The sequence below is a fragment of the Streptomyces tauricus genome (genome assembly GCF_014650955.1).
In the GTDB taxonomy this organism is placed as follows: Bacteria; Actinomycetota; Actinomycetes; order Streptomycetales; family Streptomycetaceae; genus Streptomyces; species Streptomyces tauricus.
Genome location: NZ_BMVY01000009.1, coordinates 17,557 through 39,572, shown reverse-complemented (window position 1 = coordinate 39,572; position 22,016 = coordinate 17,557). Strand labels below are relative to the sequence as shown.

At 70.2% G+C, this 22,016-nt stretch carries 31 protein-coding genes; 21 read left to right on the top strand and 10 right to left on the bottom strand.

Annotation, left to right across the window (positions count from 1 at the left end; all coding sequences use genetic code 11):
- Positions 1-118: 118 nt before the first annotated feature.
- Entirely contained in the window at positions 119-724 is a 606-nt protein-coding gene (locus IE278_RS16545; RefSeq protein ID WP_189773060.1) for a dihydrofolate reductase family protein, read from the top strand.
- Between the two features lie 57 nt (positions 725-781).
- Here the strand turns inward: IE278_RS16545 and IE278_RS16540 are convergent, their stop codons facing one another.
- Positions 782-1,087 (bottom strand): hypothetical protein, encoded by a 306-nt coding sequence (locus tag IE278_RS16540; protein ID WP_189773059.1) that lies wholly within the window; start codon positions 1,085-1,087, stop codon positions 782-784.
- 23 nt (positions 1,088-1,110) lie between these two features.
- A complete protein-coding gene (locus tag IE278_RS16535) occupies positions 1,111-1,560 on the bottom strand; it encodes a helix-turn-helix domain-containing protein (RefSeq protein WP_189773058.1) in 450 nt (149 codons plus the stop codon).
- 251 nt (positions 1,561-1,811) lie between these two features.
- Between IE278_RS16535 and IE278_RS16530 the strand changes: the two genes are divergently transcribed.
- From IE278_RS16530 to IE278_RS16500, 7 genes are all read left to right on the top strand, one after another.
- Positions 1,812-2,078: a hypothetical protein gene (locus IE278_RS16530; RefSeq protein WP_246570349.1), complete on the top strand. Its 267-nt coding sequence runs from the start codon at positions 1,812-1,814 to the stop codon at positions 2,076-2,078.
- Positions 2,075-2,587 carry a hypothetical protein gene (locus IE278_RS16525; RefSeq protein ID WP_189773057.1) on the top strand — a complete coding sequence of 171 codons (513 nt, stop codon included), beginning with the start codon at positions 2,075-2,077 and terminating at the stop codon, positions 2,585-2,587. Before IE278_RS16530 ends, IE278_RS16525 begins: the two co-directional genes overlap by 4 nt.
- Positions 2,584-2,799, top strand: a complete 216-nt coding sequence (locus IE278_RS16520) for a MerR family DNA-binding transcriptional regulator (RefSeq protein ID WP_189773056.1) — start codon at positions 2,584-2,586, stop codon at positions 2,797-2,799. The genes IE278_RS16525 and IE278_RS16520 overlap by 4 nt, the downstream gene beginning before the upstream one ends.
- Positions 2,800-3,056: 257 nt before the next feature.
- Positions 3,057-3,458 carry a hypothetical protein gene (locus IE278_RS16515; protein ID WP_189773055.1) on the top strand — a complete coding sequence of 134 codons (402 nt, stop codon included), beginning with the start codon at positions 3,057-3,059 and terminating at the stop codon, positions 3,456-3,458.
- A gap of 57 nt (positions 3,459-3,515) precedes the next feature.
- Entirely contained in the window at positions 3,516-4,112 is a 597-nt protein-coding gene (locus tag IE278_RS16510) for a phage tail tube protein (protein ID WP_189773054.1), read from the top strand.
- Between the two features lie 264 nt (positions 4,113-4,376).
- The gene (locus tag IE278_RS16505; protein WP_189773052.1) at positions 4,377-4,667 is read left to right on the top strand and encodes a hypothetical protein; all 291 of its coding nucleotides are present in this window, start codon (positions 4,377-4,379) and stop codon (positions 4,665-4,667) included.
- 47 nt (positions 4,668-4,714) lie between these two features.
- Positions 4,715-5,056 carry a hypothetical protein gene (locus IE278_RS16500; protein WP_189773315.1) on the top strand — a complete coding sequence of 114 codons (342 nt, stop codon included), beginning with the start codon at positions 4,715-4,717 and terminating at the stop codon, positions 5,054-5,056.
- Positions 5,057-5,083: 27 nt separating this feature from the next.
- Here IE278_RS16500 and IE278_RS16495 read toward each other — a convergent pair whose 3' ends face one another.
- Positions 5,084-5,446 carry a DUF3592 domain-containing protein gene (locus tag IE278_RS16495; RefSeq protein WP_189773049.1) on the bottom strand — a complete coding sequence of 121 codons (363 nt, stop codon included), beginning with the start codon at positions 5,444-5,446 and terminating at the stop codon, positions 5,084-5,086.
- A gap of 131 nt (positions 5,447-5,577) precedes the next feature.
- On the opposite strand from IE278_RS16495, the gene IE278_RS16490 reads away from it, so the two are divergent.
- Genes IE278_RS16490 through IE278_RS16455 form a run of 8 tightly spaced genes read left to right on the top strand, consistent with a single transcriptional unit; the run spans position 5,578 to position 12,352 of the window.
- Entirely contained in the window at positions 5,578-6,057 is a 480-nt protein-coding gene (locus IE278_RS16490; protein ID WP_189773047.1) for a hypothetical protein, read from the top strand.
- Positions 6,058-6,071: 14 nt separating this feature from the next.
- The gene (locus IE278_RS16485) at positions 6,072-7,130 is read left to right on the top strand and encodes a hypothetical protein (protein ID WP_189773045.1); all 1,059 of its coding nucleotides are present in this window, start codon (positions 6,072-6,074) and stop codon (positions 7,128-7,130) included.
- Between the two features lie 9 nt (positions 7,131-7,139).
- On the top strand, positions 7,140-7,970 hold the full coding sequence (locus tag IE278_RS16480) for a hypothetical protein (protein ID WP_189773043.1): 831 nt from the start codon (positions 7,140-7,142) through the stop codon (positions 7,968-7,970).
- Between the two features lie 3 nt (positions 7,971-7,973).
- Positions 7,974-10,352: a hypothetical protein gene (locus IE278_RS16475; protein ID WP_189773041.1), complete on the top strand. Its 2,379-nt coding sequence runs from the start codon at positions 7,974-7,976 to the stop codon at positions 10,350-10,352.
- Positions 10,349-10,525 (top strand): hypothetical protein, encoded by a 177-nt coding sequence (locus IE278_RS16470; protein WP_189773039.1) that lies wholly within the window; start codon positions 10,349-10,351, stop codon positions 10,523-10,525. The genes IE278_RS16475 and IE278_RS16470 overlap by 4 nt, the downstream gene beginning before the upstream one ends.
- Positions 10,526-10,562: 37 nt before the next feature.
- The gene (locus IE278_RS16465; protein ID WP_189773037.1) at positions 10,563-11,207 is read left to right on the top strand and encodes a hypothetical protein; all 645 of its coding nucleotides are present in this window, start codon (positions 10,563-10,565) and stop codon (positions 11,205-11,207) included.
- Between the two features lie 23 nt (positions 11,208-11,230).
- Positions 11,231-12,082: a peptidoglycan-binding protein gene (locus IE278_RS16460; protein WP_189773035.1), complete on the top strand. Its 852-nt coding sequence runs from the start codon at positions 11,231-11,233 to the stop codon at positions 12,080-12,082.
- Between the two features lie 15 nt (positions 12,083-12,097).
- The gene (locus tag IE278_RS16455) at positions 12,098-12,352 is read left to right on the top strand and encodes a hypothetical protein (protein WP_189773033.1); all 255 of its coding nucleotides are present in this window, start codon (positions 12,098-12,100) and stop codon (positions 12,350-12,352) included.
- 71 nt (positions 12,353-12,423) lie between these two features.
- On the opposite strand, the gene IE278_RS16450 is transcribed toward IE278_RS16455, so the two are convergent.
- Positions 12,424-12,645: a DUF6243 family protein gene (locus tag IE278_RS16450; protein ID WP_189773031.1), complete on the bottom strand. Its 222-nt coding sequence runs from the start codon at positions 12,643-12,645 to the stop codon at positions 12,424-12,426.
- A 189-nt stretch (positions 12,646-12,834) separates the two neighbouring features.
- Positions 12,835-13,266, bottom strand: coding sequence for an ATP-binding protein (locus IE278_RS16445; RefSeq protein ID WP_189773029.1), 432 nt, complete (start codon positions 13,264-13,266; stop codon positions 12,835-12,837).
- Between the two features lie 235 nt (positions 13,267-13,501).
- On the opposite strand from IE278_RS16445, the gene IE278_RS16440 reads away from it, so the two are divergent.
- From IE278_RS16440 to IE278_RS16425, 4 genes are read left to right on the top strand one after another with little or no spacing between them, the layout of a single operon-like run.
- Complete coding sequence (locus tag IE278_RS16440; RefSeq protein WP_189773027.1) at positions 13,502-14,383, top strand: helix-turn-helix domain-containing protein; 882 nt, start codon at positions 13,502-13,504, stop codon at positions 14,381-14,383.
- A 10-nt stretch (positions 14,384-14,393) separates the two neighbouring features.
- On the top strand, positions 14,394-14,588 hold the full coding sequence (locus IE278_RS16435; protein WP_189773025.1) for a DUF397 domain-containing protein: 195 nt from the start codon (positions 14,394-14,396) through the stop codon (positions 14,586-14,588).
- A gap of 20 nt (positions 14,589-14,608) precedes the next feature.
- The gene (locus IE278_RS43080; protein WP_189773023.1) at positions 14,609-14,968 is read left to right on the top strand and encodes a DUF397 domain-containing protein; all 360 of its coding nucleotides are present in this window, start codon (positions 14,609-14,611) and stop codon (positions 14,966-14,968) included.
- The gene (locus tag IE278_RS16425) at positions 14,961-15,701 is read left to right on the top strand and encodes a class I SAM-dependent methyltransferase (RefSeq protein WP_189773021.1); all 741 of its coding nucleotides are present in this window, start codon (positions 14,961-14,963) and stop codon (positions 15,699-15,701) included. Before IE278_RS43080 ends, IE278_RS16425 begins: the two co-directional genes overlap by 8 nt.
- Positions 15,702-15,728: 27 nt before the next feature.
- Here IE278_RS16425 and IE278_RS16420 read toward each other — a convergent pair whose 3' ends face one another.
- Entirely contained in the window at positions 15,729-16,973 is a 1,245-nt protein-coding gene (locus tag IE278_RS16420; protein WP_189773019.1) for an amidohydrolase family protein, read from the bottom strand.
- Positions 16,974-17,113: 140 nt separating this feature from the next.
- On the opposite strand from IE278_RS16420, the gene IE278_RS16415 reads away from it, so the two are divergent.
- Positions 17,114-17,620 carry a MarR family winged helix-turn-helix transcriptional regulator gene (locus IE278_RS16415; RefSeq protein ID WP_189773017.1) on the top strand — a complete coding sequence of 169 codons (507 nt, stop codon included), beginning with the start codon at positions 17,114-17,116 and terminating at the stop codon, positions 17,618-17,620.
- 83 nt (positions 17,621-17,703) lie between these two features.
- On the opposite strand, the gene IE278_RS16410 is transcribed toward IE278_RS16415, so the two are convergent.
- From IE278_RS16410 to dnaK, 4 genes are all read right to left on the bottom strand, one after another.
- Positions 17,704-18,177 (bottom strand): heat shock protein transcriptional repressor HspR, encoded by a 474-nt coding sequence (locus tag IE278_RS16410; protein WP_246570348.1) that lies wholly within the window; start codon positions 18,175-18,177, stop codon positions 17,704-17,706.
- Positions 18,178-18,184: 7 nt separating this feature from the next.
- Positions 18,185-19,378 carry a molecular chaperone DnaJ gene (gene dnaJ, locus IE278_RS16405; RefSeq protein WP_189773016.1) on the bottom strand — a complete coding sequence of 398 codons (1,194 nt, stop codon included), beginning with the start codon at positions 19,376-19,378 and terminating at the stop codon, positions 18,185-18,187.
- Between the two features lie 87 nt (positions 19,379-19,465).
- A complete protein-coding gene (gene grpE / locus IE278_RS16400; protein ID WP_189773014.1) occupies positions 19,466-20,152 on the bottom strand; it encodes a nucleotide exchange factor GrpE in 687 nt (228 codons plus the stop codon).
- Positions 20,149-22,014, bottom strand: a complete 1,866-nt coding sequence (dnaK, locus tag IE278_RS16395) for a molecular chaperone DnaK (protein WP_189773012.1) — start codon at positions 22,012-22,014, stop codon at positions 20,149-20,151. The genes grpE and dnaK overlap by 4 nt, the downstream gene beginning before the upstream one ends.
- Between the last annotated feature and the right edge of the window lie 2 nt (positions 22,015-22,016).

The following is a 22,016-nucleotide window of genomic DNA, read 5'->3' as shown; positions in this document are numbered from 1 at the left end:
TGCGGACGACCGCTGTGGACGACCGCTGCGGGAGAGGGCTTGGGCTACCGTTCGTCCCAGCCCGCTCCCGCCCCGGCACCCGCTCCCGCTCCCGATCCCCCACCAGGTGAGGTCCGCGATGCGAAAGATCGTCCTGAGCATGTCCGTCTCCCTCGACGGTTTCTTCGAGGGGCCGAACCGCGAGATCGACTGGCACCTGGTCGACGACGAACTGCACCAGCACCTCAACGAACGCATCGGCGCCCTGGGCGGCTTCCTGACCGGCCGTGTCTCCCACGAGCTGATGGCGGAGTACTGGCCCACCGCCGACCAGGACCCCGACAGCCCCGAGGTCGTCCGCGAGTTCGCCGCCATCTGGCGGAACATGCCGAAGGTCGTCTACTCGCGGACGCTGGACAAGGCCGACTGGAACGCGACCGTCGTACGCGAGGTCGCGCCCGATGTCATCAGGGCGCTCAAGGCACAGCCGGGCGGAGACCTCGCGGTCGGCGGGGCGGAGCTGGCGGCGGAGTTCCGGCGCCACGACCTGATCGACGAGTACCTGATCTACGTACACCCGGTGCTCCTCGGGCACGGCCGGCCCCTCTTCCGCGACACCGACGCGCTCGCCCACCTGCGCCTGGTCGAGTCCCGCGCCTTCGGCAACGGGGTGGTGCTGCTGCACTACACGCGCGAGGGAGCGGAGGAGGCGCAGACAGCGCGGGCACAGGCAGAGCACACCTGAGCCGCCGTCAGCCGTCCTCAGTTGCACTCAGACGTCCTTGGTTGTACTCAGCCGTCCTCAGCCGCCGTCGTCCGAGGGATGGTCGTGGCCCCGTGGGCGTTCGGGGAAGGGGAGGAGGCGGGCGGGGGGCCGGTCCGGACCCACCAGGTCTTCCTGCCCGGACGCCCGGGCGTGTTCCTCCCAGCCCGCGCGGAACCAGTTCAGCTGATGCCGTTGCAGCTCTTCCTCGGTGAGCACGCGCACACCGTCGGGCCCCGCGACCCGCACCTTCTCGGCCAGTACGCCGAGGAGGTCGCCCACCGCTTCCACGACGTCGGCGACGCCATCGGCCTCGGCCCCACGGCCGCCTCCTGGTTCACCCATGCCGCACTCCGTTCTCCCCGCCGTCAAGCGCCCTCCGGCAGGAACTGCCGTGCCACCCTGGCGAACAGTTCCCGCAGTTCGGGCGGGACACCCATCCGGCAGGCGGCCTCCTCGGGGCTGAGCCACGGGTGCTCCTCCCCGTCCGCGGGGCGGCCCGCGCCGGTGAGCGGCAGGTCGTCCTCCGTCAGCCGGCCCGAGCGGATGAGCATCTCCCGCAGGGGCACCCCGAGTACGGCCGCGATGCGCCGCATCGTCTCCAGGTCGGGCATGGACTGCCGCTGGAGCAGCCGGCTCACGGCGGCCCGGTGCACCCCGGCGTCGTCGGCCAGTTTCGAACGGCCGCCGCCGCGCGGGCTGTCGATGTCGTAGCCCCGGGCGCGCAGCAGTTCCTCGATCCAGCCCGCGAACTCCTGCAGCCCCGCGGCCCGGTACGTCTGATCCGTACGGGCCCCGGCCCGTGCGCTCGAAGCCATGTGTCCGCTCTCCCCTCGTCGCCGGGGCAGCGTACCGATCGCACACGCGCCAATTTGTGTGCGCGCTCGCACGTAACTGTGGAGATTCGGCGACTTCGGTAACTCTGCGCAGCGAAAACGGGAATGACAGGCCGTCACCGCACCACCTCTCACGGAACGTAATCACTTGCGTACGCGCTCGCAACATGCGACTCTGACCGCTCGCCCGCAACTGTCGAACACATGTTCCCATACATGAGGAGGGGTTGCACGTGACCGACCAGCCGTCCGTGACCGCCACCGCATCCGCCACCGCAGCCGCCAAGGAGCTGGACTGGCGCAGAGGAGCCGCCTGCGCCCACCTGTCCGAGAGGTCGGTGTTCGCACGGCTCCCGGCCGAGGCCGAGCCCGTCTTACGCGCCTGTGGCAGGTGCCCGATCCGCAAGCAGTGCGAGGCCGTCGTCGACCCCTCGCACACCTGGTTCGACGGGGTCAGCGGTGGCCGCCTGTGGCGCAACGGACGCGAGGTCACCCGATGAGCACGCACCAGGGCGGAGCCGTGTGGATCGCCTCGCTCGTCCGCCGGTGGCCGGACCTCGTCGACGAGTTGTCCCCCGCGGGCCGCGGGCAACCGCGGGAACGGCGCGGCGGCGGACCCGTCGGCGGTACGACCGCTCCGGTCCGCCTCTATGTCTCCGACGCCGTACGGGACATCACCGACGGGGTCGTCGAACTGGAGGAGGCCGTACGGGAACGGCTCGGACTGCGGCCGGTGGCCCCGGCCCCCGTACCGGTACGGCTGCGCCGGATCGCCGGGCTGCTGGACCGCATCGCCGCCGACCCGCTGCTCGCTCCGCACGTCGAGGACGAGACCCGGCGGATGGCCGCACGCTGCGCCCGCGCGCTCGGCGACCCGGAACAGCTCGTACGGCTGCCCGGCCGCTGCCCCGCGTGCGACTGCGTGTCCCTGCGGGCACTCCCGGAACGGGCCGAGATCAGGTGCGTCAATCCCGCGTGCCGGCGGGTGCTGGAGGCCGAGCAGCCGTGAACAGGAATGCGCACAGCGGCCTCAACGACCCGCTCATCACCACCGAGTTGGCCGCCGACGAGGCGGGGGTCACGACCGCGACCATCCGCAAGTGGGTGCAGCGCGGCCATCTGCGGTCCGCGGGCACCCAGGGCAGGCGCCGCCTCTACCGCCTGGAGGACGTCTTCGCGGCCGAGCGCACGACGTACCGCGCCCGCCGCCGCGACCACTGATCCCGCCGTACGTGGGAGGGGCCCCGCCGCAGCACGCGGTGGGGCCCCTCCCACGTACACGCTCGGGCCCGAATAGCCCTCCGGCATAAGCCGGTTGCACGTTCGGCCGAGCGGTGTCACATTGGATGCAGCGGCAGAGCTGCGCCCGGCGGACGGGCGGCGGACCTGCCGCTTTGTGTTGCCCGGAAACTCCGGGCACGACCGGGACGGCGCCCGGAGAACCCCGGGAAACCCCGTCTCCCGAAGGGAGCGTCCATGTGGCCATCCTGACCTTCCCCGACGCCGAGCAATTGGTCGTCGACTTCCTCAAGAACCGGGCCGAGCTGACCGGCGTCACCGTCGACAGCCGCCCGCCGGCCGGGTTCGACGGCACCCAGAAGGTCGTCCTCGTCTCCCACATGGGCGGCGCCTGGATCGACGACCAGCATCTCGACCAGCCGCTGCTCGACCTGGAGGCGTACGGCCCGGACAAGCCCACGGCACACACCGTGGCGCTGTCCGCCCGTGCCTGCGTCCTGGAGCTGGCCGACACGGTGTACGGCTCCGCGGCCGTCGTCGATGTCTCCGAGGCCGACGGGCCGCGCTGGCTGCCCGACTACACGCGGTCGGCGGCGAACCGCTACCGCTCCACGATCCGGCTGCTGCTGCGGCTCGGCTGAGCCGCAAGTCCCCTACCTGTACGTGCAGCTGTACCTGTACTCGAGAGAGGCGTTCGCATGGCAACGAACAACGGCAAGGAAATCCGTGTCGCCGGTACCGGCCGGGTCCTGGTGGCCCCCGCCGGTACCACCGCGCCGGTCAAGTCCGACGACGTCTGGCCGACCGGCTGGGTGGAGCTGGGCTACACCTCCGTCGACGGCATCAAGCTCAACAAGAAGGACAAGATCGACCCGGTCGACACCTGGCAGTCGGCGTCCCCGGGCCGGTTCATCTACTCCGACCGCGATCTGACCGTGAAGTTCCAGCTGCTCCAGATGAACAAGAGCACGCTCTCCTTCTTCATGGGCATCCCGGCCACCGGCATCACCCAGACCTCGGTGGGCGGCACGGCGGTGGCGGACACGTACGAGTTCCTGATCCCGAGCACTCCGGCGAAGGACGAGCGGGCGCTGGGCATCGAGTTCACGGACGGTACGGACGCGGTGTACCGGTTCATCCTGCCGCGCGGGCAGGTCACCGAGACCGAGGAGATGGGGTTCACGCGGACCGGGTCCGTGAAGCTGGGGGTCACGTACACCGCCCTTGAGGCGGAGAGCGCGAACCGCGAACTGGCCAAGTGGATCATGAAGGACAAGGCGTACGCGGCCCTCTGACCTGCGGTCAGCCGCTTCGGCCCTCACGCAGACCGCGGTCGCATGCCGGCTGCGGTCACGGTGGGGGCCGTTCGCGCAGTTCCCCGCGCCCTCAAAAGACTGCGCCGTTCCCCGCGCCCCCAAAAGACAAAGACTGCGCCGTTCCCCGCGCCCCTGAAGGGGCGCCCCGTAGGGGCGCGGGGAACTGCGCGGCCAGCCTCTGCCGGGCCGCGCCCGGCATACCACCGCACCCATCCCCCGCTGCCCACAAGGGAGTACGTACCCATGACCGGATTCAACGTCAACGCGGCTCGCGCCCAGCGTCTGGAGGCGCTCGGTCGGAGCTGGATCTTCGAGCTCGACGACGACCGCTTCGAGCTGCCGACCGAACTGACCCGCACCACCGCCCGCACGCTCCGCGACCTCGACGACAACGACGTGGACGGGCTGCTCCGACTCCTGCTGGGAGACGAGCAGTTCACCCGGTTCGAGCGGCACGACGTCACCATGCAGGACATCGCCGCCATCCTGGAGACCTACGGCAAGGAGACGGGGCTGGGTCTGGGGGAAGGCTGAGCCTCGGCGCGCTCGTAGAGGAGCACGCCGAGGCCCTGGAGGCGGACCTGCTCCGCCATTACGGGGTCGACCTGCTGGACTGGCACCGGGGGCAGCTGTCGTCACGGCGGCTCTCGGTGCTGGTGCGGCATCTGCCGAGGGACAGCGCGCTCATCCGCACGCTGCACGGCGAGGCGGCTGACTGGTCGGTCACCGACTATCTGCTCGCCGCGGTCGTCGACCAGCTCGCGGAGGCGAACTGGATGTTCGCGACGGTCAACCGGGACGAGGACAGCGAGCCGCTGGAATTCCCGGAGGCCATGCCCCGGCCGGGCGACGAGCCGAAGGACGGGTCGGCGGACCGGGCCGGGGCGCCGACAGCGGAGGAACTCACCCGCTTCTTCCTCTGATCGCCCCCGAGAGACCTCTTCGTACTCTCAGTCGCCGAAGAAAAGCACGAAGACCGCAAGAGCGAGCACCAGACCGGAAAGGACGGTCGCCGGCAGGGAAACCCTCCCGGTCATCACATTGTCCGGGGTCTCGGCATTGGACAGGTCCTCGGGGTCGTAGACCACATCGATGATTCCCCCCACGAGGGCCGGCGGACTCCTGAAAGGCCCCACCCGCACCTGCAGCTTCCTGCCGTCCTCCGCCGTGAACTGCATCGTGAGAGTGCTGACGCCTTTGGCGTCCCTTTCCCTGTTCACGCATTTCGCGGCGATGCGTACGCCGCGCTTTCTTAATGCCCTGCCTCGCCGGAAGGCCGTGGCGGAGAACCAGAAGACCAGAGCCGTCAACATGACGACAGGTATCGCAGGACCGTACATAAAGAACCCCCACTCGGACGTGAACCGGCCCATTCTTGAGTCTTCGACACGCCTGCGTCAAGGATCAATCTGCATCCGGGGCCGGAAGTTGAAGGAGGTTCCGCATGACCCAGCATTCAATCGACGACGTCTACGCCCAGGTCACCGAAATAAAGAAGAAACTCGAAGCGACCTCGAAGGAGAAGCCCAAGGAGGAGCCGAAAGAAGAACCGTCCCAGGTCGAGAACTGGGCCAAGTCGATAGGCTTCGGCTTGGATGAGCTGGTCAAGACGGTGAAAGATTTCAAGGTCACCTCCGTGGCAGCGTGGTCCACCCTCGGCGCGGTCGTGACCGGATTCATCATCAGCAATTTCATCGACAAAGATGTGGCGGCGACAAAGGCACTCGGTGTGATCGGACTCGAACGCCATCCCGACAAGGCGATCCCGCGGCCGAAAAAGGGCGGAGAAGTCGTTCCCGAGATCCCCGTCACCAGTATCGACATCAACCGGCTGAAAGCGCTGCGCAGTTCCTCCATCGCCCTGTCCCGCTCGCTGAACGATCTCACCAGGGACGTACGCAACGCGTCGCGTGAGATCGCCTGACCCAGGGAGTTCCCATGTCACTCGCGCGCAACTCCACCACCGCCGCCGGAGCGCTCGCACGTTTTCGCGGCGCGGCCGCCCAGGCTTCGTCCTCCGTACGGCAGTTGCGGACCGCGACCGGCGGTGCCAACCCCTCGCTGGACAAGATCCGGGGCGGTTCCGACAAGCTCAACGCCTCGCTGGGCCGGTTGCGGACGGCTGCCTCCCAGAGCGGCAGCGGCCTCACGAAGGCCGGCTCCGCGGCCAAGGGCGCCGACGGGTCCCTCAACAGGTCCAAGAGCGCCGCCGACAAGTTCAAGGCCTCTCTCGACAAGCTCAAGTCGTCCGCCGACAAGGCCAAGAACTCCCTCAAGGGCGTCAAGCAGCAGTCCGACGCCGTGGAGAAGTCCGTCGGGAAGGCCGGGAAGAACGCGGACAAGGGCGGGAAGTCCATGGGGAGTCTGGGGAAGGGGCTCAAGGGCGCGTCCACCGCGCAGAAGGGCCTCAACCTCGCCATGGCGTCCAACCCGTTCGGGCTGGTGATGACCCTGGTCGCCCCGCTCATCGCCCAGTTCGTCAACATGGACAAGGTCGCCGCCCTGGTCCGCAAAGGACTCACCGCCGCGTGGACGCACATCAAGAGCGCCTCGCAGTCGGCGGCGAAGATGCTCGGGCCGCTCTTCAAGGGTGTCGTGAACGGCTTCCTGACGCCCACCCGGATGCTCATCCGCGGGCTGAACGTCCTGATCGGCGCCCTCAACCGCGTCAAGTTCAAGGTCCCGGACTGGGTGCCCGGCATCGGCGGCCGCGGCTTCGCCTTCAACCTGCCGCCCATCCCGGTGCCGCAGCTCGCGAAGGGCGGTGTCGTACGGGCCCGTACCGGCGGCACGCTCGCCCTCGTCGGTGAGGGCGGCGAGCACGAGGCCGTCATCCCGCTCTCCAAGCTGGAGCGGATGCTCGGCTCCGGCGGCGGCATGCGCCGGCTCGCGGCGGCCGTGGAGGCGCTCGCCGAGCGGCCCGTCCAGATCGACGTGGACTCCCAGACCATCGCGCGCGCCGTCCAGCTGGGACAGCGCAAGCTCGCCCGGAGGTGAGGCAGGGACATGGCCAGGAACCTGTGGATCGGCAAGCCCGGTCTGCTGCGGGAGATCGACCAGGCCGCCAAGAGCTGGGACCGCAGCGCCGAGTTGAACGTCACCGAGTTCAAGTCACTGGAAGGACGCGTCACCACCGTCGCCCCGCCGCGTACGGTCCGCCGGCTCAAGTTCTCCTGGGAGTGGCTCGAACCGGGTGACGCCCAGCACCTCACCCGGCTGGCCCGCCGGATCGAGGGACCCGGTCTGCTCGGCAGCCCGAAGCCCTCGTACGGACCGCTCGCGGTCGTCGACCCGGCCTCCGTCAATCTGCTCGGGCCGTACCAGGCCGCGGCGCAGAGTTCCGAACCCGGCGGCACCGACCACTGGTTCACCGTGACCGGCGCGCTGGGCGTCCTCCCGTACACCGGTGACACCGTCATCGGTGACTTCGGGGAGAGCACCCGGGTCGGCTGGAAGCACGGCACCTGGACCGGCTGGCCGGTGGCCCCCGGGATGCGGGTGTCCTGGCGGGTGCCGCCCGACTGGAATCCGGCGCTCGCGACGGCCCAGCTGGACTGGAAGCGCGCCGACGAGACGTATCTCGGCACCACGGCCGTGACCGGCGCGGGCGTCGTCACCGGCACCGCCCCCGCCGAGGCCGCGTTCGTCACGCCGGTCGGCGGCCCCGGTGAGGCCGTGCTCGCCGGGCTCGCGGGCGCCTGCCTGACCATCGACGCGGACCCCGTCGCGTACGCGCTCGGCGACGGCTGCCCGGCGATGACCGTGACCGCGTACACGGACGTCCCGGCGGCCCGGCTGCCGTACCGCAACATCAGCATCGACCTGGTGGAGGTGTAGAAGGTGCAGAACTCCGACGACCTGCTCGGCGCCGCCCTCGCCGCCCCGGCCCGCTCCCCGGCCCACGCCACCCGCCTCGGCGGGCGCGAACTGGGCGGGCAGATCCAGTCCTGGAAGGTGGAGCGGGCCTACAGCACCGATCTGCCCGAGGCCCTGCGCGCCTTCTCCGGAAGCGCGTCGGCCCAGCTGGAACTGCTGCTCGGCGGCGACGGCGCGCCCGCGCCCCTGCTGTACTCGGCCTGGGCGGGCCGCGACACCGGCGACGTCGTACGCCCCGGCCAGTCCGTGGTCCACCGGGCGGGCGCGAACGGCCGGACCGTGCCCGCCTTCCGGGGCACGGTCCGGTCCCGGACGGCCGCGTCCGGCAGCGACACCGTCACCGTGCAGGCGCTGGACGGCGCGGAACGGCTGCGCGGACCCGCGCAACTGCCGCGCCCGTACCACGGTCTGCGGTACGGGCGGCCGGTGGCGACCGCGACCTGGTGCGTGGACGAACTCCTGCGCCAGGGCGGCATCCACAGCTGCCCGCCGCCTCGAGCGCCCGCCGTGGCGGACGACCCCGCCAAGCCGTTCACCGTGCTCTACGCCTCACTGCACGGCGGCTTCAACTCCTCGTACGGACAGCCCGAGACCCTGCCGGCCCCGGCGGCGTACTCCTGGATCCGCGACGGGGCCCCGTTCGAGACGGCGCTGATGCCGAAGGCGGCCGGTCTCGAGGTGACCTGGATGCCGCGCTCGCGCTTCGTCGTGGCCGGGAAGGTGTTCCAGGCCGAACTGCACGTCAACACCGCGCTCTCGGTGGGCAGCGAGCTGGAGCTCAAGCTGATCTTCGACCGCAGCGCGGGGGCGTTCGGGAACTACGCGCTGAACGTGTACTTCGCGACCGGCGTCGTGAAGATCACCTCGGGCACGGTCGGCGGTGGCGGCACGGTCGCGAGCTGGACGTTCCCCAAACTCGCCTCCCTCAAGGGCGTGTGGCACCTCGGCTTCACGGTGGACACCCGGGCGGGAGCCGTCGGCGGCAGCACCCCGGCGGCGGTGTATCCGCGGCTCACCGCGCCCGACGGGGTGTACCTGCCGGCCGCGCCCTTCACGTTCACGCAGGCGGCGGCGCTCCAGCCGCCCTCCGAGCTGTCCCAGGTCGGTGTCAGGACGGACGTGGCCGTCGAATGCCTCCAGGTCACCGACCGCTCCTGGCCGGACGGCGACTCGTACACCGCCGACGAGTGGGAGCAGAAAGGCCGCTGGACGAAGGGCGCGGTGCTCGACGACGCGACCGTGCCGCTGTTCGACCTGCCCACGGTCGCCGGCTCCCAGTGGGACGCCATCACCGAGATCGCCCGCGCCACCCTGTCGACCGCCGAGTTCGACGAGCAGGGGGTGTTCCGCTGGCGTGGCCCTGCCCGGTTCCAGTCCGTACCGGAGCGCCCCGACCTCACGGTCACGACCCGGCGTGACATCGCCGCGCTCACCGTCTCCGAGGAGATCGACGCCTGCCGCAACTACTGCGAGCAGACCTACCAGGACTGGACGGGCATCAGCCACACCTTCAGCGACACGGTCACCGACACCGTCGTACGGGAGATACAGCCGGGCGCCTCGGTCGAGGTCGCCTACGCCATCGCCGAGGACGAACTCGACATCGGGCCGCCCCAGATCGAGGACGACATCGCGCCCATGACCGGGCACCGGGTGCGCTTCGGCAGCGCGGCGACCGGCGGCACCTCGGTCAAGGGCAGTGTGACGGTCGGCTCCCGGCGCGACGGCCCGAACTACATCGTCCGCTTCACCAATTACGGTACGGCGAGCGTCTGGACGGTCACCAAGGACGGCAAGCCGTCGGTGCAGATCGTGCCGCAGAAGCGGACGGGCGACCCGCGCCGGCGCACGTACGCCTGGTACAACACCACGAGCCAGGCGCACTACGGCAAGCAGGTCTACCAGGCGCCCGCCACCGACTGGGTGCAGCAGCGCCAGGTCGCCTCCGACCTGTCGTACGCCATGCTCAACGCCGGCCGCTACCCGGTGCCGGTGCTCGGGGACGTGGAGGTGCTGCACGATCCGCGCATCCAACTCGGCGACGTCGTACGGGTGGTGGACACCAGCGGTGCCGCGCTCGACACGCTCGCCTGGGTCGTCGGCATCCGCACGACCTGCGCGGCGGGCGCGGCCCCGCAGCAGACCCTGACCCTGCGCGGCACCTCCTACAACGGTGTGCCGTCCGACGCCGGGCTCGTCCCGGACCCGCCGGTCGATCCGGAGTACGGCACGACCCGTACGTACGCCCTGATCGAGGCGCAGCACGCGACGCTCGACGCGCTGACCGTCAGCAAGGTCACCTATCGGGAGCTGCTCAGGGGACCGGGGGGTGCGGCGGCATGAGTGAACTCCCCGCGGACGCAGCCCCGTTGGAGGCGGAACCGTCGGAGGAGCCGCCGGTGGAGGCGGAGCCCGACGGCAGCGTGGCCCATCCCGTACCGATCGACAGCCCGACGGCACGCGACGGCGACGGCGGCACACCCGCCGACTCGCTCCCGCCGCCCCTCGGCACCTGACAGCGCAGCCCAGCCCTTCTCACCTCAGGAGGCCGTCATGGCCCTGCTCACTCCGCTCGGCAGTCTCCCGTACCCGCAGCCGGCCGACGCGGCGAACATTCCCGTGCACATCCAGTCGCTCGCCGAGGCCGTGGACGGCCGCACGGTGCTGCGGTTCGCCGACAGCGCCGCCCGGGACACCAAGGTCACCGCCCCCGTGGCGGGCATGCTCTGCTGGCTCAGCACACCGAAGCAGTACTGGTACTACACCGGCAGCGTCTGGGCCCAGCTCGCCCCCGCCCCGGTCCACAAGGCGAACGCGACGAGCGGGACGACCACCTCGACCGCGTTCGTGGAGACACTCACCGGCTCCACCGGCGATCCGACGGCCGCGGCCTTCACGGCGCCGGCGTCCGGTTCCGTGCTCGTGTCGCTGGGCTCGCGCATCAGCAACAGCGCCGCGGCCGGCACGTGCCTGATGTCCGCGAACGTCCGCGCCGGTTCGGGTTCGACGGTCGTGCTGGCCGCCGCCGACGCGCGCTCGGCGATCTCCACCGGCACGGGCCAGGTCTCGGGGAGCACCCAGTACCTCGTCACCGGGCTGACCCCGAACAGCGCGTACACGGCGACGGCCGCCTACCGCTGCACGTCCGGGACGGCCACGTTCATGTACCGCTTCGTGACCGTCACCCCCGTCAACTGAGGACCGACAACCGAGGACACGTCATGGCCACACCCCTCACCGCCGAGGCCCTCGTGCGCGCGCTGCGCGGCGAGGGCCTCGCCCTTTCGGAACACACCGGCTGGCGTACGCACAACAGGAACCACAAGGGCGCCTGGGGCCCGGTGCACGGCGTGATGCTGCACCACACCGCGGGTACCGACAGCCTCCGCCTGTGCCGCGACGGCACCGCGGCGCTGCCGGGCCCGCTGTGCACCGGCCTGATCACGAAATCCGGCACGCTGCACCTCCTCGGACACGGCCGTACGAACCACGCCGGCGCGGGTTCGACGGCGGTCCTGGACGCCGTACGGGCCGAGAAGTCCGCACTCCCCGCCCCCGGGCCGGACACCGTGGACGGCAACGCCCGCTTCTACGGCTTCGAGATCGAGAACCTCGGCAACGGCCGCGACCCGTACCCGGCGGCCCAGCTCCGCACGGTGGAAAGGCTGTCGGCGGCGATCTGCCGGGCACACGGCTGGTCGGCGGAGAGCGTGATCGCCCACAAGGAGTGGACGCGGCGGAAGATCGACCCGTCGTTCCCGATGACGGTACTGCGCGCACGGGTCGCGGCCCTGCTGAGCGCCGCGCCGACGCCGGCTCCCACGGCGTACGCGCCCTTCCCGGGCGCCGCGTTCTTCGTACCGGGCCGCCGCAGTGCGCTGATCACCGCGGTCGGCAAGCGGCTGGTGGCGGAGGGCTGCGGACGATACGCCTCGGGCCCCGGCCCCGTCTGGACCCCGGCCGACGTCCTGTCGTACGCGGCCTGGCAGCGCAGCCTCGGTTACGTGGGCCTGGCGGCGGACGGCATCCCCGGCCGGGTGAGCTGGGACAAACTACGCGTGCCGCACATCTGACACGGGAGGTACCCGATGACGACGACCGAGACCGAGGAGGTCGTCCTGGAACTGGAGCGCCTGCGTCGTTCGGTCGACGTCGGCTTCGCCACCACCCGGGGCGACCTCGCGCTCCTCCTCCAGCGCGTCGACCAGACCGACAAGGCCCTCGACGAGCACGAGGCCCGTATCGAGGCACTGGAACGCGCACGCTGGCCGCTGCCGTCACTGGCTGCGGCGACCTCGTGCCTGGCCCTGGCGCTCACGGTGTGGCAGACGACGGGCCGCTAGCGGACGGTAGCGCGGCAGGGCCCGGACCGCATGTCGCGGTCCGGGCCCTGCCTCCTGCTGTCTGTGGTGCGTCAGCTCTGTGCGCTGCCGTCGCCGGCCTGCCGCGCGGCCTCGGCCTCGGCGGCGGCTGCCTTCTCGCGCATCTTGCGCACCAGCTCGGCCTTCTGGTCGGCCGCGCCCTGGCGGTCGAGGTTGCGGTACGGGCCGTTGTTCTGCCGTTCGGCGCGGGACTGCTTCTTGCGCTGGCCGCCGCCCTGGCCCACGGGGTTGTTGATGTTCTTGCTCACGGTCACGGGTTCTCCCGGTGCTGATGTGGAGTGATCTACGGATTCATCGGTGGGGACGGGCCGCGACGTGACGTCGGAGGACGTCGAGCGGGGCCCGTCACGCTCTCACTCGTAAATCGGCGTCTGGAAGAACATGCCAAAGACGTTACCCGGTTCCGTCGGCCCCGCACACCAAGATTTTCGCCGCCCCGGCGCTCATACCGTCGGCCGCAGCTCGAACCACACCCCTTTCGCGTACCGCCCGGTCCTCGCGTCGGCGACGCCCCATGTGTCCGCCACCTCCTCGACCAGGGCGAGCCCTCTCCCCCAGCAGACGACGACTCCCGCGGCGGGGCGCGCCACGACCGGTGGATCGGGGCTCTCGTCGAAGACGCTCACGTGGAGGCGCGTCGGGTTCAGGCGGACTCGGAGTATGGCGGCGCCCTTGGTGTGCAGATGGACGTTGGTGACCAGCTCCGAGGTGCACAGCGCGGCGGGCATGACGAGAGCCTCCCGCCCGTGCGTGAACAGCACGGCCCGCACGAAGTCCCGGCAGACACGGGGTGACGTGGCGTCGGCGGGCGCGAAGAGGCTGTAGTCGTGGGTGAGTTGGGTGGCGCGGTGCGCGGCGGTGCGGGCGGGGTCCATCGGCTGGGCTCCAGTCATGGTTCGGGCCCGGCGATGGCGATGCCCGCGCGCTCCCGGATGGAGGGGCGGGTGCTCTGTCGGCTTGTGGGCAGGGGGAGTTGCCTGACTTCAGAGTGTTACCTAAAGCACACTTAAAGTAACTATTGGAGGATGTAAATCTCAACCTCTTCGCAGGATCGGTGGACCCCCCTCCTTGAGCAGGGCAGACTCTGAGGGAGCCATCAAGGAGTGACCCGTGGGACTGCGCACCACCATCAGCGAACGTCAACGACGACTCGGCTTCGAACTCAAACAACTGCGCGAACGAGCTGGATTGAGTGCCGGTGAGGGCGCTGAACGCATCGGCATGAGCCGGGCCCAGCTAAGCCACATCGAGTTGGGGCGCACATCGATCCTGACCGAGCGACTATTGAACCTGTGCCGCACTTACGGTTGCACAGACAAGCCCTACATTGACGAACTGGTGTCGATGTCTGAGGCGGCAGGAAAAGGATGGTGGAGCGCACACAAGAAGCGTCGAGGCTTGGACGCGCTCAACATAGCGGAGCTGGAGTCCGACTGCACCGCCCTGCGGATGCACCAGTCACTGTTCATTCCGGGACTTCTCCAGACAGCCGAGTACACCCGAGCCATCTTCGCCAGCCCCGGACTGGGCTTCGAACGCAAGGAAGACGCCGTGGAGTTCCGCATGGAGCGACAGCGGGTACTCACCCGCGAGAGTCCCCCCTCGGTGCACGCGGTGATCCACGAGTCAGCTCTGCACATGCAGTTCGGCGGCCCAAAGGTGGCCCGCGAACAACTGCTGCACCTTGTCGAACTCGCCCGACTCCCCCACGTCACCATCCAGGTCTATCCGTTCAGCGCCCCGGCGTACGCCGCCCTCAGCGGCAACTTTGTCCACGTCGTCCCAGGACTACCGCAGTTGGCCACCGTCGTGCTCGAAAAGCCCGTCGGCCTGCAGTACTTGGCGGACAGGGCAAGCCTGGAGCGGTACGAGAAGCTGTTTCGCCATCTCGCCGAGAACGCCTTGCCCCCTATCGACGTATCGTTGGCCCCCGATGCACACTCCGTAAAGGACTCGCTGGCTCTCATCCAGCACGTTCTCTACACCTTCTAGGGAGGCCTCGATGCCGGAACTCAACTGGCAGAAGTCGACGTTCAGTGGAGGTCCGGAAGGTGAGTGCCTGTACATAGCCACGGCCCCCGACGGAACGATTCGCCTCCGCGAGAGCGAGGCCCCCGGCGTCATCCTCACCACCGAGCCGCAGGCCCTCGCCGGGCTGCTGCACCATACCCGTCGCCCCGCGCAGGGCAATGGCTGAGGAACGCAGAGGAGGCCCGCATGCCTGCGCTGAACAACTGGCAGAAGTCATCCTTCAGCGGCGGCCCCGAAGGCAACTGCCTTGAAATAGCCACCACCCCCGCCGGAACCCCCCGCCTCCGCGAGAGCGACGCCCCCGACGTCATCCTCGCCACCGGGGCGCAGAGCCTCGCCGCACTGCTGCACCACGTGTCCGAGCTGAACCGCTGGCAGAAGTCGACGTTCAGCGGCGGCCCGCAGGGCGAATGCCTCTACATAGCCGCCGCCCCCGACGGCACCCTCCGCCTCCGCGAGAGTGACGACCCCGATGTCATCCCCGCCACCGGCCCGCAGGGCCTCGCCGGGCTTCTCCAGCACGCCCGTGCGCGGGGCAATGGCTGACGAGAACTTCGGCCACCCCCGGCTCGCCGCGATCTACGACCCGCTCGATCCCGATCGCGGTGACCTCGACGCGTACGTCCGTATCGCGGAGGAGTTCGGGGCGCGCCGCGTGCTCGACATCGGCTGCGGGACCGGGGTGTTCGCGCTGCTGCTCGCCGCGCGCGGGGTCGAGGTCGTCGGGGTCGACCCCGCGCGGGCGTCCCTCGACGTGGCCCGCGGCAAACCCGGCAGCGATCGGGTGCGCTGGCTCCACGGCGACGCCACCGCGCTGCCTCCCCTCCGCGTCGACCTCGCGACCATGACGGCCAACGCGGCCCAGCAGATCGTCGACGACCAGACCTGGCGGGACACCCTGCGGGGCGCCCACCAAGCCCTGCGGCCCGGTGGGCACTTCGTCTTCGAGACCCGCGATCCGGCCCGGCGCGCCTGGGAGGAGTGGAACCGCGAGGCCTCGTACGGCGTGACGGAGATCCCCGGCGTCGGTGCCGTGGAGAGCTGGACCGAGCTGACCGGGATCGACGGACAGCTGGTGTCCTTCCGCCAGACGTACGTCTTCGCCGCCGACGGGCAGAAGCTGACGTCGGAGTCGACGCTGCGTTTCCGTGAGCGCGAGGAGGTCGAGGCCGACCTGGCCGCCCAGGGCTACGCGGTGCGGGGCGTCCGCGACGCACCCGACCGCCCCGGCCGCGAGTTCGTCTTCGTCGCGCGGCGGCCGGGAACGGCTTCCTCCTGAGCCAGTTCCCGCGTGACGGCACGGCGCCTAGGACGCCGAGAGCGTCATGCGGGTGCCGCGGCGCCAGACCTCGCGCAGGTTGAGGGTGTCGCCGATCGTGGTCGTGGGGTCGCCGGCCACGAGAAGCAGGTCGGCCCGCAGGCCCTCCGCTATACGGCCGCGGTCCGAGAGGCCGAAGCGCCGTGCCGGGGCCGCGGTCGCCGCGCGCAGGGCCTGGACCGGGGTGAGGCCGGCCCGGACGAGGTACTGGAGTTCCTGGTGGACGCTGGCGCCGTGGACCACACCGCCCATGAACTGCAGCGGCATGGGGGCCGAGTCGGTGCCCGCCAGGAGGTCGACGCCCGCGTCGTGCAAGGCCTTGACCGAGGCCAGGACGTCCTCCAGCCTGCCCTGCGGGTAACGGTCGTAGCTGGTGTTCAGGGCGTTCGTCCACGCCTCGTCCAGGCGTGAGCCGACGCGCGGGTCCGCGGACAGGGACGCTCCCGTGATGCCCATCATGGAGGCGTTCAGGACGACGCAGGGAACGACGAACGCGCCGGAGGCGGCGATGAGGCCGATGATCTCCTCGGTGTGCGGCCGGTCCATGAACAGGTGCGCGAAACCGTCGATGCCTGCCTCGATCGCCATCCGGGTCGCGTCGACGGTCAGCGTGTGGGCGATGGTGAGCATCCCGTGCCGGTGGGCCTCCGCGACCCCGGCGCTCAGGGTCGCCTGGTCGAGCATGGGCAGACCGGGGTGGCCCTCGACGCTGCCGTCGTCGACCATGAACTTGATGTAGTCCGAACCCGCCTCGACGAGCCGCGGGACGAACCCGACCGCCTCCTCGGGCGTGGTCGAGAACGGCATCAGAGGCACCTCGCGCGGCGCGCCCCCGTCGCCCCGTCCGCGGTGGCCCCCCGGCTTGAAACCCTTCGGCATGAGTTCGCTGGGGTGGCCCCCGGGAGGGGTGATGCCGAAGCCCGCTGAGCGGACGTCGGCGAGGGAGTCGTTCTCCGAGACACGCCGGCGAACGGCCCCGGTGTTCATGCCCTGCATCTCCAGTTCGGTGGTGATCCCGAACCGCAGGGCCAGCGCGAGCGCCTCGTCGGAGGTGTGCACATGGGCGTCGAACAGGCCGGGCAGCAGGGTGCCGCCGACCGCGTCGACGATCTCCGCCCCGGCGGGCGCCTCGCCGCCGACCGCGGTGATGCGCGAGCCGTCCAGCACGACCGTGGTGTCCTCCAGCACGCGCTCGCCGTCGAACACCTGGCCGTTGATGATGGCTGTGATCATGACTCTCTCTTCTCCGGGCAGGTCGGTCCCTCAGCCGGTGCCGAGCGCTCCCACCGCGAGCACCACATTAATGCAACTGGCAACTCCATGCATCTTTGCATGTATCTGTGGTCCGCAGATACATGCGATAAGGTGCGCGGGTGACTGATACGGACGCCTCCATGCCGCAGGGCCAGGCCCTCCTGGACGCCGTCGGCGCGGCCTTCGCCCGACTCAGGCGGCGCACCATGCAGGCGCCGGTCGACCCCCCGTCGGGGCCCAAGGACCTCAAGCGCAACCTGGTCCTCAACATCGTCGACGAGGCAGCCGAGGCGGACACGGAGATGACGGTCGGCGGACTCGCCGAGCACCTGCTGGTGGACCCGTCGGTGGCCAGCCGCATGGTGAGCGACTGCATCTCCCACGGCTATCTGGTCCGCGCGGCCTCGCAGCGGGACGGCCGCCGCACCGTGCTCCACCTCACGCAGGACGGCACCGCCCTCCTCAACCGCTTCCGCCACCAGCAGCGGCAGGCGTTCGAATACATCACCCGCGACTGGCCCGAGTCCGAGCGGCTCGAATTCGCCCGCCTCCTCCTCAAGTACACGGACTCCACCGCCCGGCTGCCCGCGCCCGGCGCCGGGGCGGCCCGGCAGCGCGAGACATAGACCGAGACATGGACCGAGACATGGAAAAGGGGCCCGGAGGTTCGAATGAACCTCCGGGCCCCTTGACGTGACCGTTGCCCCGCTCAGTCCGTCGGGGGGCGTTTCGGGCGCCATACCACCAGGGCGCTCGTCTGCTGGACCTCCTGGTACGGGACCAGGTCTCGGCGGTACGAGGCGTGGACCGCTGCCTCGCGCTGCTGCATGGTCGCCGCCGCGCCCTCCAGGGCCGACTGCAGTTCCGCGACGCGGGACTGGAGTGCGGCGACCTGGTTCTCCAGCTCGATGATGCGCTTGATGCCGGCGAGGTTGATGCCCTCGTCCTGCGACAACTGCTGGACGGTGCGCAGCAGTTCGATGTCGCGGGCCGAGTAGCGCCGGCCGCGGCCGGCCGTGCGGTCGGGGGAGACCAGGCCGAGGCGGTCGTACTGACGCAGCGTCTGCGGGTGCAGACCGGAGAGCTGGGCGGCCACCGAGATGACGTACACCGGTGTCTCTTCCGTCAGCTCGTACGCCCTGCCGGTGAAGGAGTTCTGCCGACGGCGTCCGGGTGCGTCCATGGTGTCCTCATGCTCCCTTCGCGGCCTGGAACAGCTCAGCCCGCGGATCCTCCTCCGCGGTCGCCTCGCGATACGCCTCCAGCGCGTCACGAGCCTTCCCCGTCAGGTCCACCGGGACACTCACCTCGACGGTGACCAACAGGTCCCCGCGGGTGCCGTCCTTGCGGACCGCGCCCTTGCCACGGGCGCGCATCGTACGGCCGTTGGGCGTGCCCGGGGGCAGTTTCAGGGTGACCGGAGGCCCCCCGAGCGTGGGCACGCGCACCTCGCCGCCGAGTGCCGCCTCCGTGAAGGTGACGGGCACGGTGACGGTGAGGTTGTCGCCCTTGCGGCCGAAGACCGGGTGCGAGTCCACGTGCACCGTGACGTACAGGTCGCCCGACGGGCCGCCCCGTTCGCCCGGCGCGCCCTTGCCGCGCAGCCGGATGCGCTGGCCGTCCGACACCCCCGCGGGGATACGGACCTGCATGGTCCGGGACGACTTGGCGCGTCCCGAGCCGCTGCAGACCGCGCACGCGTGCTCCGCGATCAGGCCGCGGCCCTTGCAGTCGGGGCACGGGTCGGTCAGCGAGAAACCGCCGCCCGAACCGCGCGCCACCTGGCCGGTGCCGACACAGGTCGGGCACACGCGCGGTGTGCCGTTCTTGTCGCCGGTGCCCGAACAGGCCTTGCAGGGCGACTGCGAGGTCATCCGGAGCGGGACGGTCGCGCCGTCCACCGCCTCCGTGAAGCTGAGCGTGACCTCGGTGTCGATGTCCTGGCCGCGCCGCGGCTGCGTGCGGGCACCGGGGCCCGCACCGCCGCGGTTGAAGAGTCCGCCGAAGACGTCCCCTATACCGCCGCCGAAGCCACCGGCCCCGCCCGCTCCACCCGCCCCGCCCTGGGCGCCGCCTCCGAAGAGGTCCCCCAGGTCGAAGTTGAAGGAGCCGCCCGAGCCGGCCGGGCCGGGACGGAAGCCGCCGTTGCCGAAGAGGGTGCGGGCCTCGTCGTACTCCTTGCGCTTCTTGGGGTCCCCGAGGATGTCGTTCGCCTCGGAGATCTCCTTGAAGCGCTCCTCGGCCCGCGCGTTGCCCTTGTTGGCGTCCGGGTGGAACTCGCGGGCGAGCTTGCGGTACGCCTTCTTGATCTCGGCCTCGGTGGCGTCCTTGGGGACGCCGAGGACCTTGTAGTAGTCCTTCTCGATGAAGTCCTTGGTGCTCATCCTCGACGCCCCTCCTTCCGTACGCCACCGTCACGTACGCGCTCGACGTTCTTTGTGCAAAGGGGCGCGCGTACGCCCTGTTCCACGTCAGCCCTCGTCCGGGCCACCGCTCTCCTTGTCGTCGGCCGCCGCGGTCCCCGCGTCCGTCTCGTCGCCCTTGACGGGCTGCGCTCCGGGCTGCGGCTCGGCGACCGCCACCCGCGCGGGGCGGATGGTGCGCTCGCCGAAGCGATACCCCGGCTGCAGAATCGCCACGCACGTCGTCTCCGTGACGTCCGGCGCGTACGAGTGCATCAGGGCCTCGTGGATCATCGGGTCGAAGGGCTCGCCCTCCTTGCCGAACTGCTGCAGGCCCATCTTCGCCGCGACGGTCTCCAGCGACTCGGCCACCGACTTGAAGCCGCCGACCAGTTCGCCGTGTTCCCGCGCGCGGCCGATGTCGTCGAGCACGGGCAGGAGCTCGGTCAGGAGGTTCGCGATGGCGAGTTCCTTGACCGCGATCCGGTCGCGCTCGACCCGGCGGCGGTAGTTCTGGTACTCGGCCTGGAGCCGCTGGACGTCCGCCGTACGTTCGTTGAGCGCCGTACGCACCTGGTCCAGCTGGGCCGTCAGGCCTGCGATCTGGGCTGCGGACTGAGCTGCTGCCGCCGCGTCCCCGGCCTGGGCCGCCCCGTCCTCCGAGGAGGAGGGGGCAGGCTTCGGCTCGGCGTCTTCAGGGGTGGCGCCGGAGGGGACGTCGGGCTGCTCGTCGAAGCCCGGAGTCTCCTCGGTCACGCGGCACCGTCCTTGCGGTCACGGTCCTCGTCGACGATCTCCGCGTCGACCACGTCGTCGTCGGCGGCCTTGGCACCGGCGTCCGGACCGGCGCCCGGGGCCTCGGCGCCGGCGGCACCCTGAGCGGCCTGGGCGTCGGCGTACATCGCCTGGCCCAGCTTCTGGGAGACGGCGGCGACCTTCTCCGTGGCCGTACGGATCTCGGCGGTGTCCTCGCCCTTGAGCGCGGCCTTCAGCTCCTCGACGCTCGTCTCGACCTCGGTCTTGACGTCGCCGGGGACCTTGTCCTCGTTGTCCTTGAGGAACTTCTCCGTCTGGTAGACGAGCTGCTCGCCCTGGTTGCGGGCCTCGGCGGCCTCGCGGCGACGGTGGTCCTCGTCCGCGTACTGCTCGGCCTCCTGGCGCATGCGGTCGACCTCGTCCTTCGGCAGCGAGGAGCCGCCGGTGACGGTCATCTTCTGCTCCTTGCCCGTGCCGAGGTCCTTCGCGGTCACGTGCATGATGCCGTTGGCGTCGATGTCGAAGGCGACCTCGATCTGCGGGACGCCACGCGGGGCCGGCGGCAGACCGGTCAGCTCGAACATCCCGAGCTTCTTGTTGTACGCCGCGATCTCGCGCTCGCCCTGGTAGACCTGGATCTGGACGGACGGCTGGTTGTCCTCGGCCGTCGTGAAGATCTCGGACCGCTTGGTCGGGATCGTGGTGTTGCGCTCGATGAGCTTGGTCATGATCCCTCCCTTGGTCTCGATACCGAGGGACAGCGGGGTCACGTCGAGGAGCAGGACGTCCTTGACCTCACCCTTGAGGACACCGGCCTGGAGGGCGGCGCCGATGGCGACGACCTCGTCCGGGTTGACGCCCTTGTTGGCGTCCTGGCCGCCGGTCAGCTCCTTGACGAGCTCGGCCACGGCGGGCATACGGGTGGAGCCACCGACGAGAACGACGTGGTCGATCTCGCTCAGCTGGATGCCGGCGTCCTTGATGACGTTGTGGAACGGCGTCTTGCAGCGCTCCAGCAGGTCGGCCGTCAGCTGCTGGAACTGGGCGCGCGTGAGCTTCTCGTCCAGGTGCAGCGGGCCCTCGGCGGAAGCCGTGATGTAGGGCAGGTTGATCGAGGTCTCCGTGGAGGAGGACAGCTCGATCTTGGCCTTCTCGGCGGCCTCGCGCAGACGCTGGAGGGCCATCTTGTCCTTGCCCAGGTCCACACCGTGGCCGGACGCGAACTGCTTCACCAGGTAGTCGACGACCCGCTGGTCCCAGTCGTCACCACCGAGGTGGTTGTCACCGTTGGTGGCCTTCACCTCGACGACGCCGTCGCCGATCTCCAGGAGGGACACGTCGAACGTGCCGCCACCGAGGTCGAAGACGAGAATCGTCTGGTCGTCCTTGTCGAGGCCGTACGCCAGGGCCGCGGCGGTCGGCTCGTTCACGATGCGCAGGACGTTCAGGCCCGCGATCTCGCCGGCCTCCTTCGTCGCCTGGCGCTCGGAGTCGTTGAAGTACGCCGGGACGGTGATGACCGCGTCGGCCACCTTCTCGCCCAGGTACGCCTCGGCGTCGCGCTTCAGCTTCTGCAGGATGAAGGCGCTCATCTGCTGCGGGTTGAAGTGCTTGCCGTCGAGCTCGATCTTCCAGTCCGTGCCCATGTGACGCTTCACGGACCTGATGGTCCGGTCCACGTTCGTGACCGCCTGGCGCTTCGCGACCTCGCCGACGAGCACCTCGCCGTTCTTGGCGAAGGCGACGACGGACGGCGTGGTCCTGGCGCCCTCGGCGTTGGTGATGACGGTGGGCTCACCGCCCTCCAGAACGCTGACGACGGAGTTAGTCGTGCCCAGGTCGATGCCGACCGCACGTGCCATTT

Excerpts from the sequence above, each read along its gene's own strand:
- dnaK (WP_189773012.1), bottom strand. The coding sequence starts at position 22,014 with ATGGCACGTGCGGTCGGCATCGACCTGGGCACGACTAACTCCGTCGTC.
- IE278_RS16460 (WP_189773035.1), top strand. The coding sequence starts at position 11,231 with ATGGCCACACCCCTCACCGCCGAGGCCCTCGTGCGCGCGCTGCGCGGC.
- IE278_RS16470 (WP_189773039.1), top strand. The coding sequence starts at position 10,349 with ATGAGTGAACTCCCCGCGGACGCAGCCCCGTTGGAGGCGGAACCGTCG.
- dnaJ (WP_189773016.1), bottom strand. The coding sequence starts at position 19,378 with ATGAGCACCAAGGACTTCATCGAGAAGGACTACTACAAGGTCCTCGGC.
- IE278_RS16455 (WP_189773033.1), top strand. The coding sequence starts at position 12,098 with ATGACGACGACCGAGACCGAGGAGGTCGTCCTGGAACTGGAGCGCCTG.
- IE278_RS16465 (WP_189773037.1), top strand. The coding sequence starts at position 10,563 with ATGGCCCTGCTCACTCCGCTCGGCAGTCTCCCGTACCCGCAGCCGGCC.
- IE278_RS16485 (WP_189773045.1), top strand. The coding sequence starts at position 6,072 with ATGTCACTCGCGCGCAACTCCACCACCGCCGCCGGAGCGCTCGCACGT.
- IE278_RS16495 (WP_189773049.1), bottom strand. The coding sequence starts at position 5,446 with ATGTTGACGGCTCTGGTCTTCTGGTTCTCCGCCACGGCCTTCCGGCGA.
- IE278_RS16425 (WP_189773021.1), top strand. The coding sequence starts at position 14,961 with ATGGCTGACGAGAACTTCGGCCACCCCCGGCTCGCCGCGATCTACGAC.
- IE278_RS16525 (WP_189773057.1), top strand. The coding sequence starts at position 2,075 with ATGAGCACGCACCAGGGCGGAGCCGTGTGGATCGCCTCGCTCGTCCGC.
- IE278_RS16435 (WP_189773025.1), top strand. The coding sequence starts at position 14,394 with ATGCCGGAACTCAACTGGCAGAAGTCGACGTTCAGTGGAGGTCCGGAA.
- IE278_RS16445 (WP_189773029.1), bottom strand. The coding sequence starts at position 13,266 with ATGGACCCCGCCCGCACCGCCGCGCACCGCGCCACCCAACTCACCCAC.
- IE278_RS16540 (WP_189773059.1), bottom strand. The coding sequence starts at position 1,087 with ATGGGTGAACCAGGAGGCGGCCGTGGGGCCGAGGCCGATGGCGTCGCC.
- IE278_RS16410 (WP_246570348.1), bottom strand. The coding sequence starts at position 18,177 with ATGGACGCACCCGGACGCCGTCGGCAGAACTCCTTCACCGGCAGGGCG.
- IE278_RS43080 (WP_189773023.1), top strand. The coding sequence starts at position 14,609 with ATGCCTGCGCTGAACAACTGGCAGAAGTCATCCTTCAGCGGCGGCCCC.
- IE278_RS16490 (WP_189773047.1), top strand. The coding sequence starts at position 5,578 with ATGACCCAGCATTCAATCGACGACGTCTACGCCCAGGTCACCGAAATA.
- IE278_RS16505 (WP_189773052.1), top strand. The coding sequence starts at position 4,377 with ATGACCGGATTCAACGTCAACGCGGCTCGCGCCCAGCGTCTGGAGGCG.
- IE278_RS16480 (WP_189773043.1), top strand. The coding sequence starts at position 7,140 with ATGGCCAGGAACCTGTGGATCGGCAAGCCCGGTCTGCTGCGGGAGATC.
- IE278_RS16535 (WP_189773058.1), bottom strand. The coding sequence starts at position 1,560 with ATGGCTTCGAGCGCACGGGCCGGGGCCCGTACGGATCAGACGTACCGG.
- IE278_RS16510 (WP_189773054.1), top strand. The coding sequence starts at position 3,516 with ATGGCAACGAACAACGGCAAGGAAATCCGTGTCGCCGGTACCGGCCGG.
- IE278_RS16545 (WP_189773060.1), top strand. The coding sequence starts at position 119 with ATGCGAAAGATCGTCCTGAGCATGTCCGTCTCCCTCGACGGTTTCTTC.
- IE278_RS16420 (WP_189773019.1), bottom strand. The coding sequence starts at position 16,973 with ATGATCACAGCCATCATCAACGGCCAGGTGTTCGACGGCGAGCGCGTG.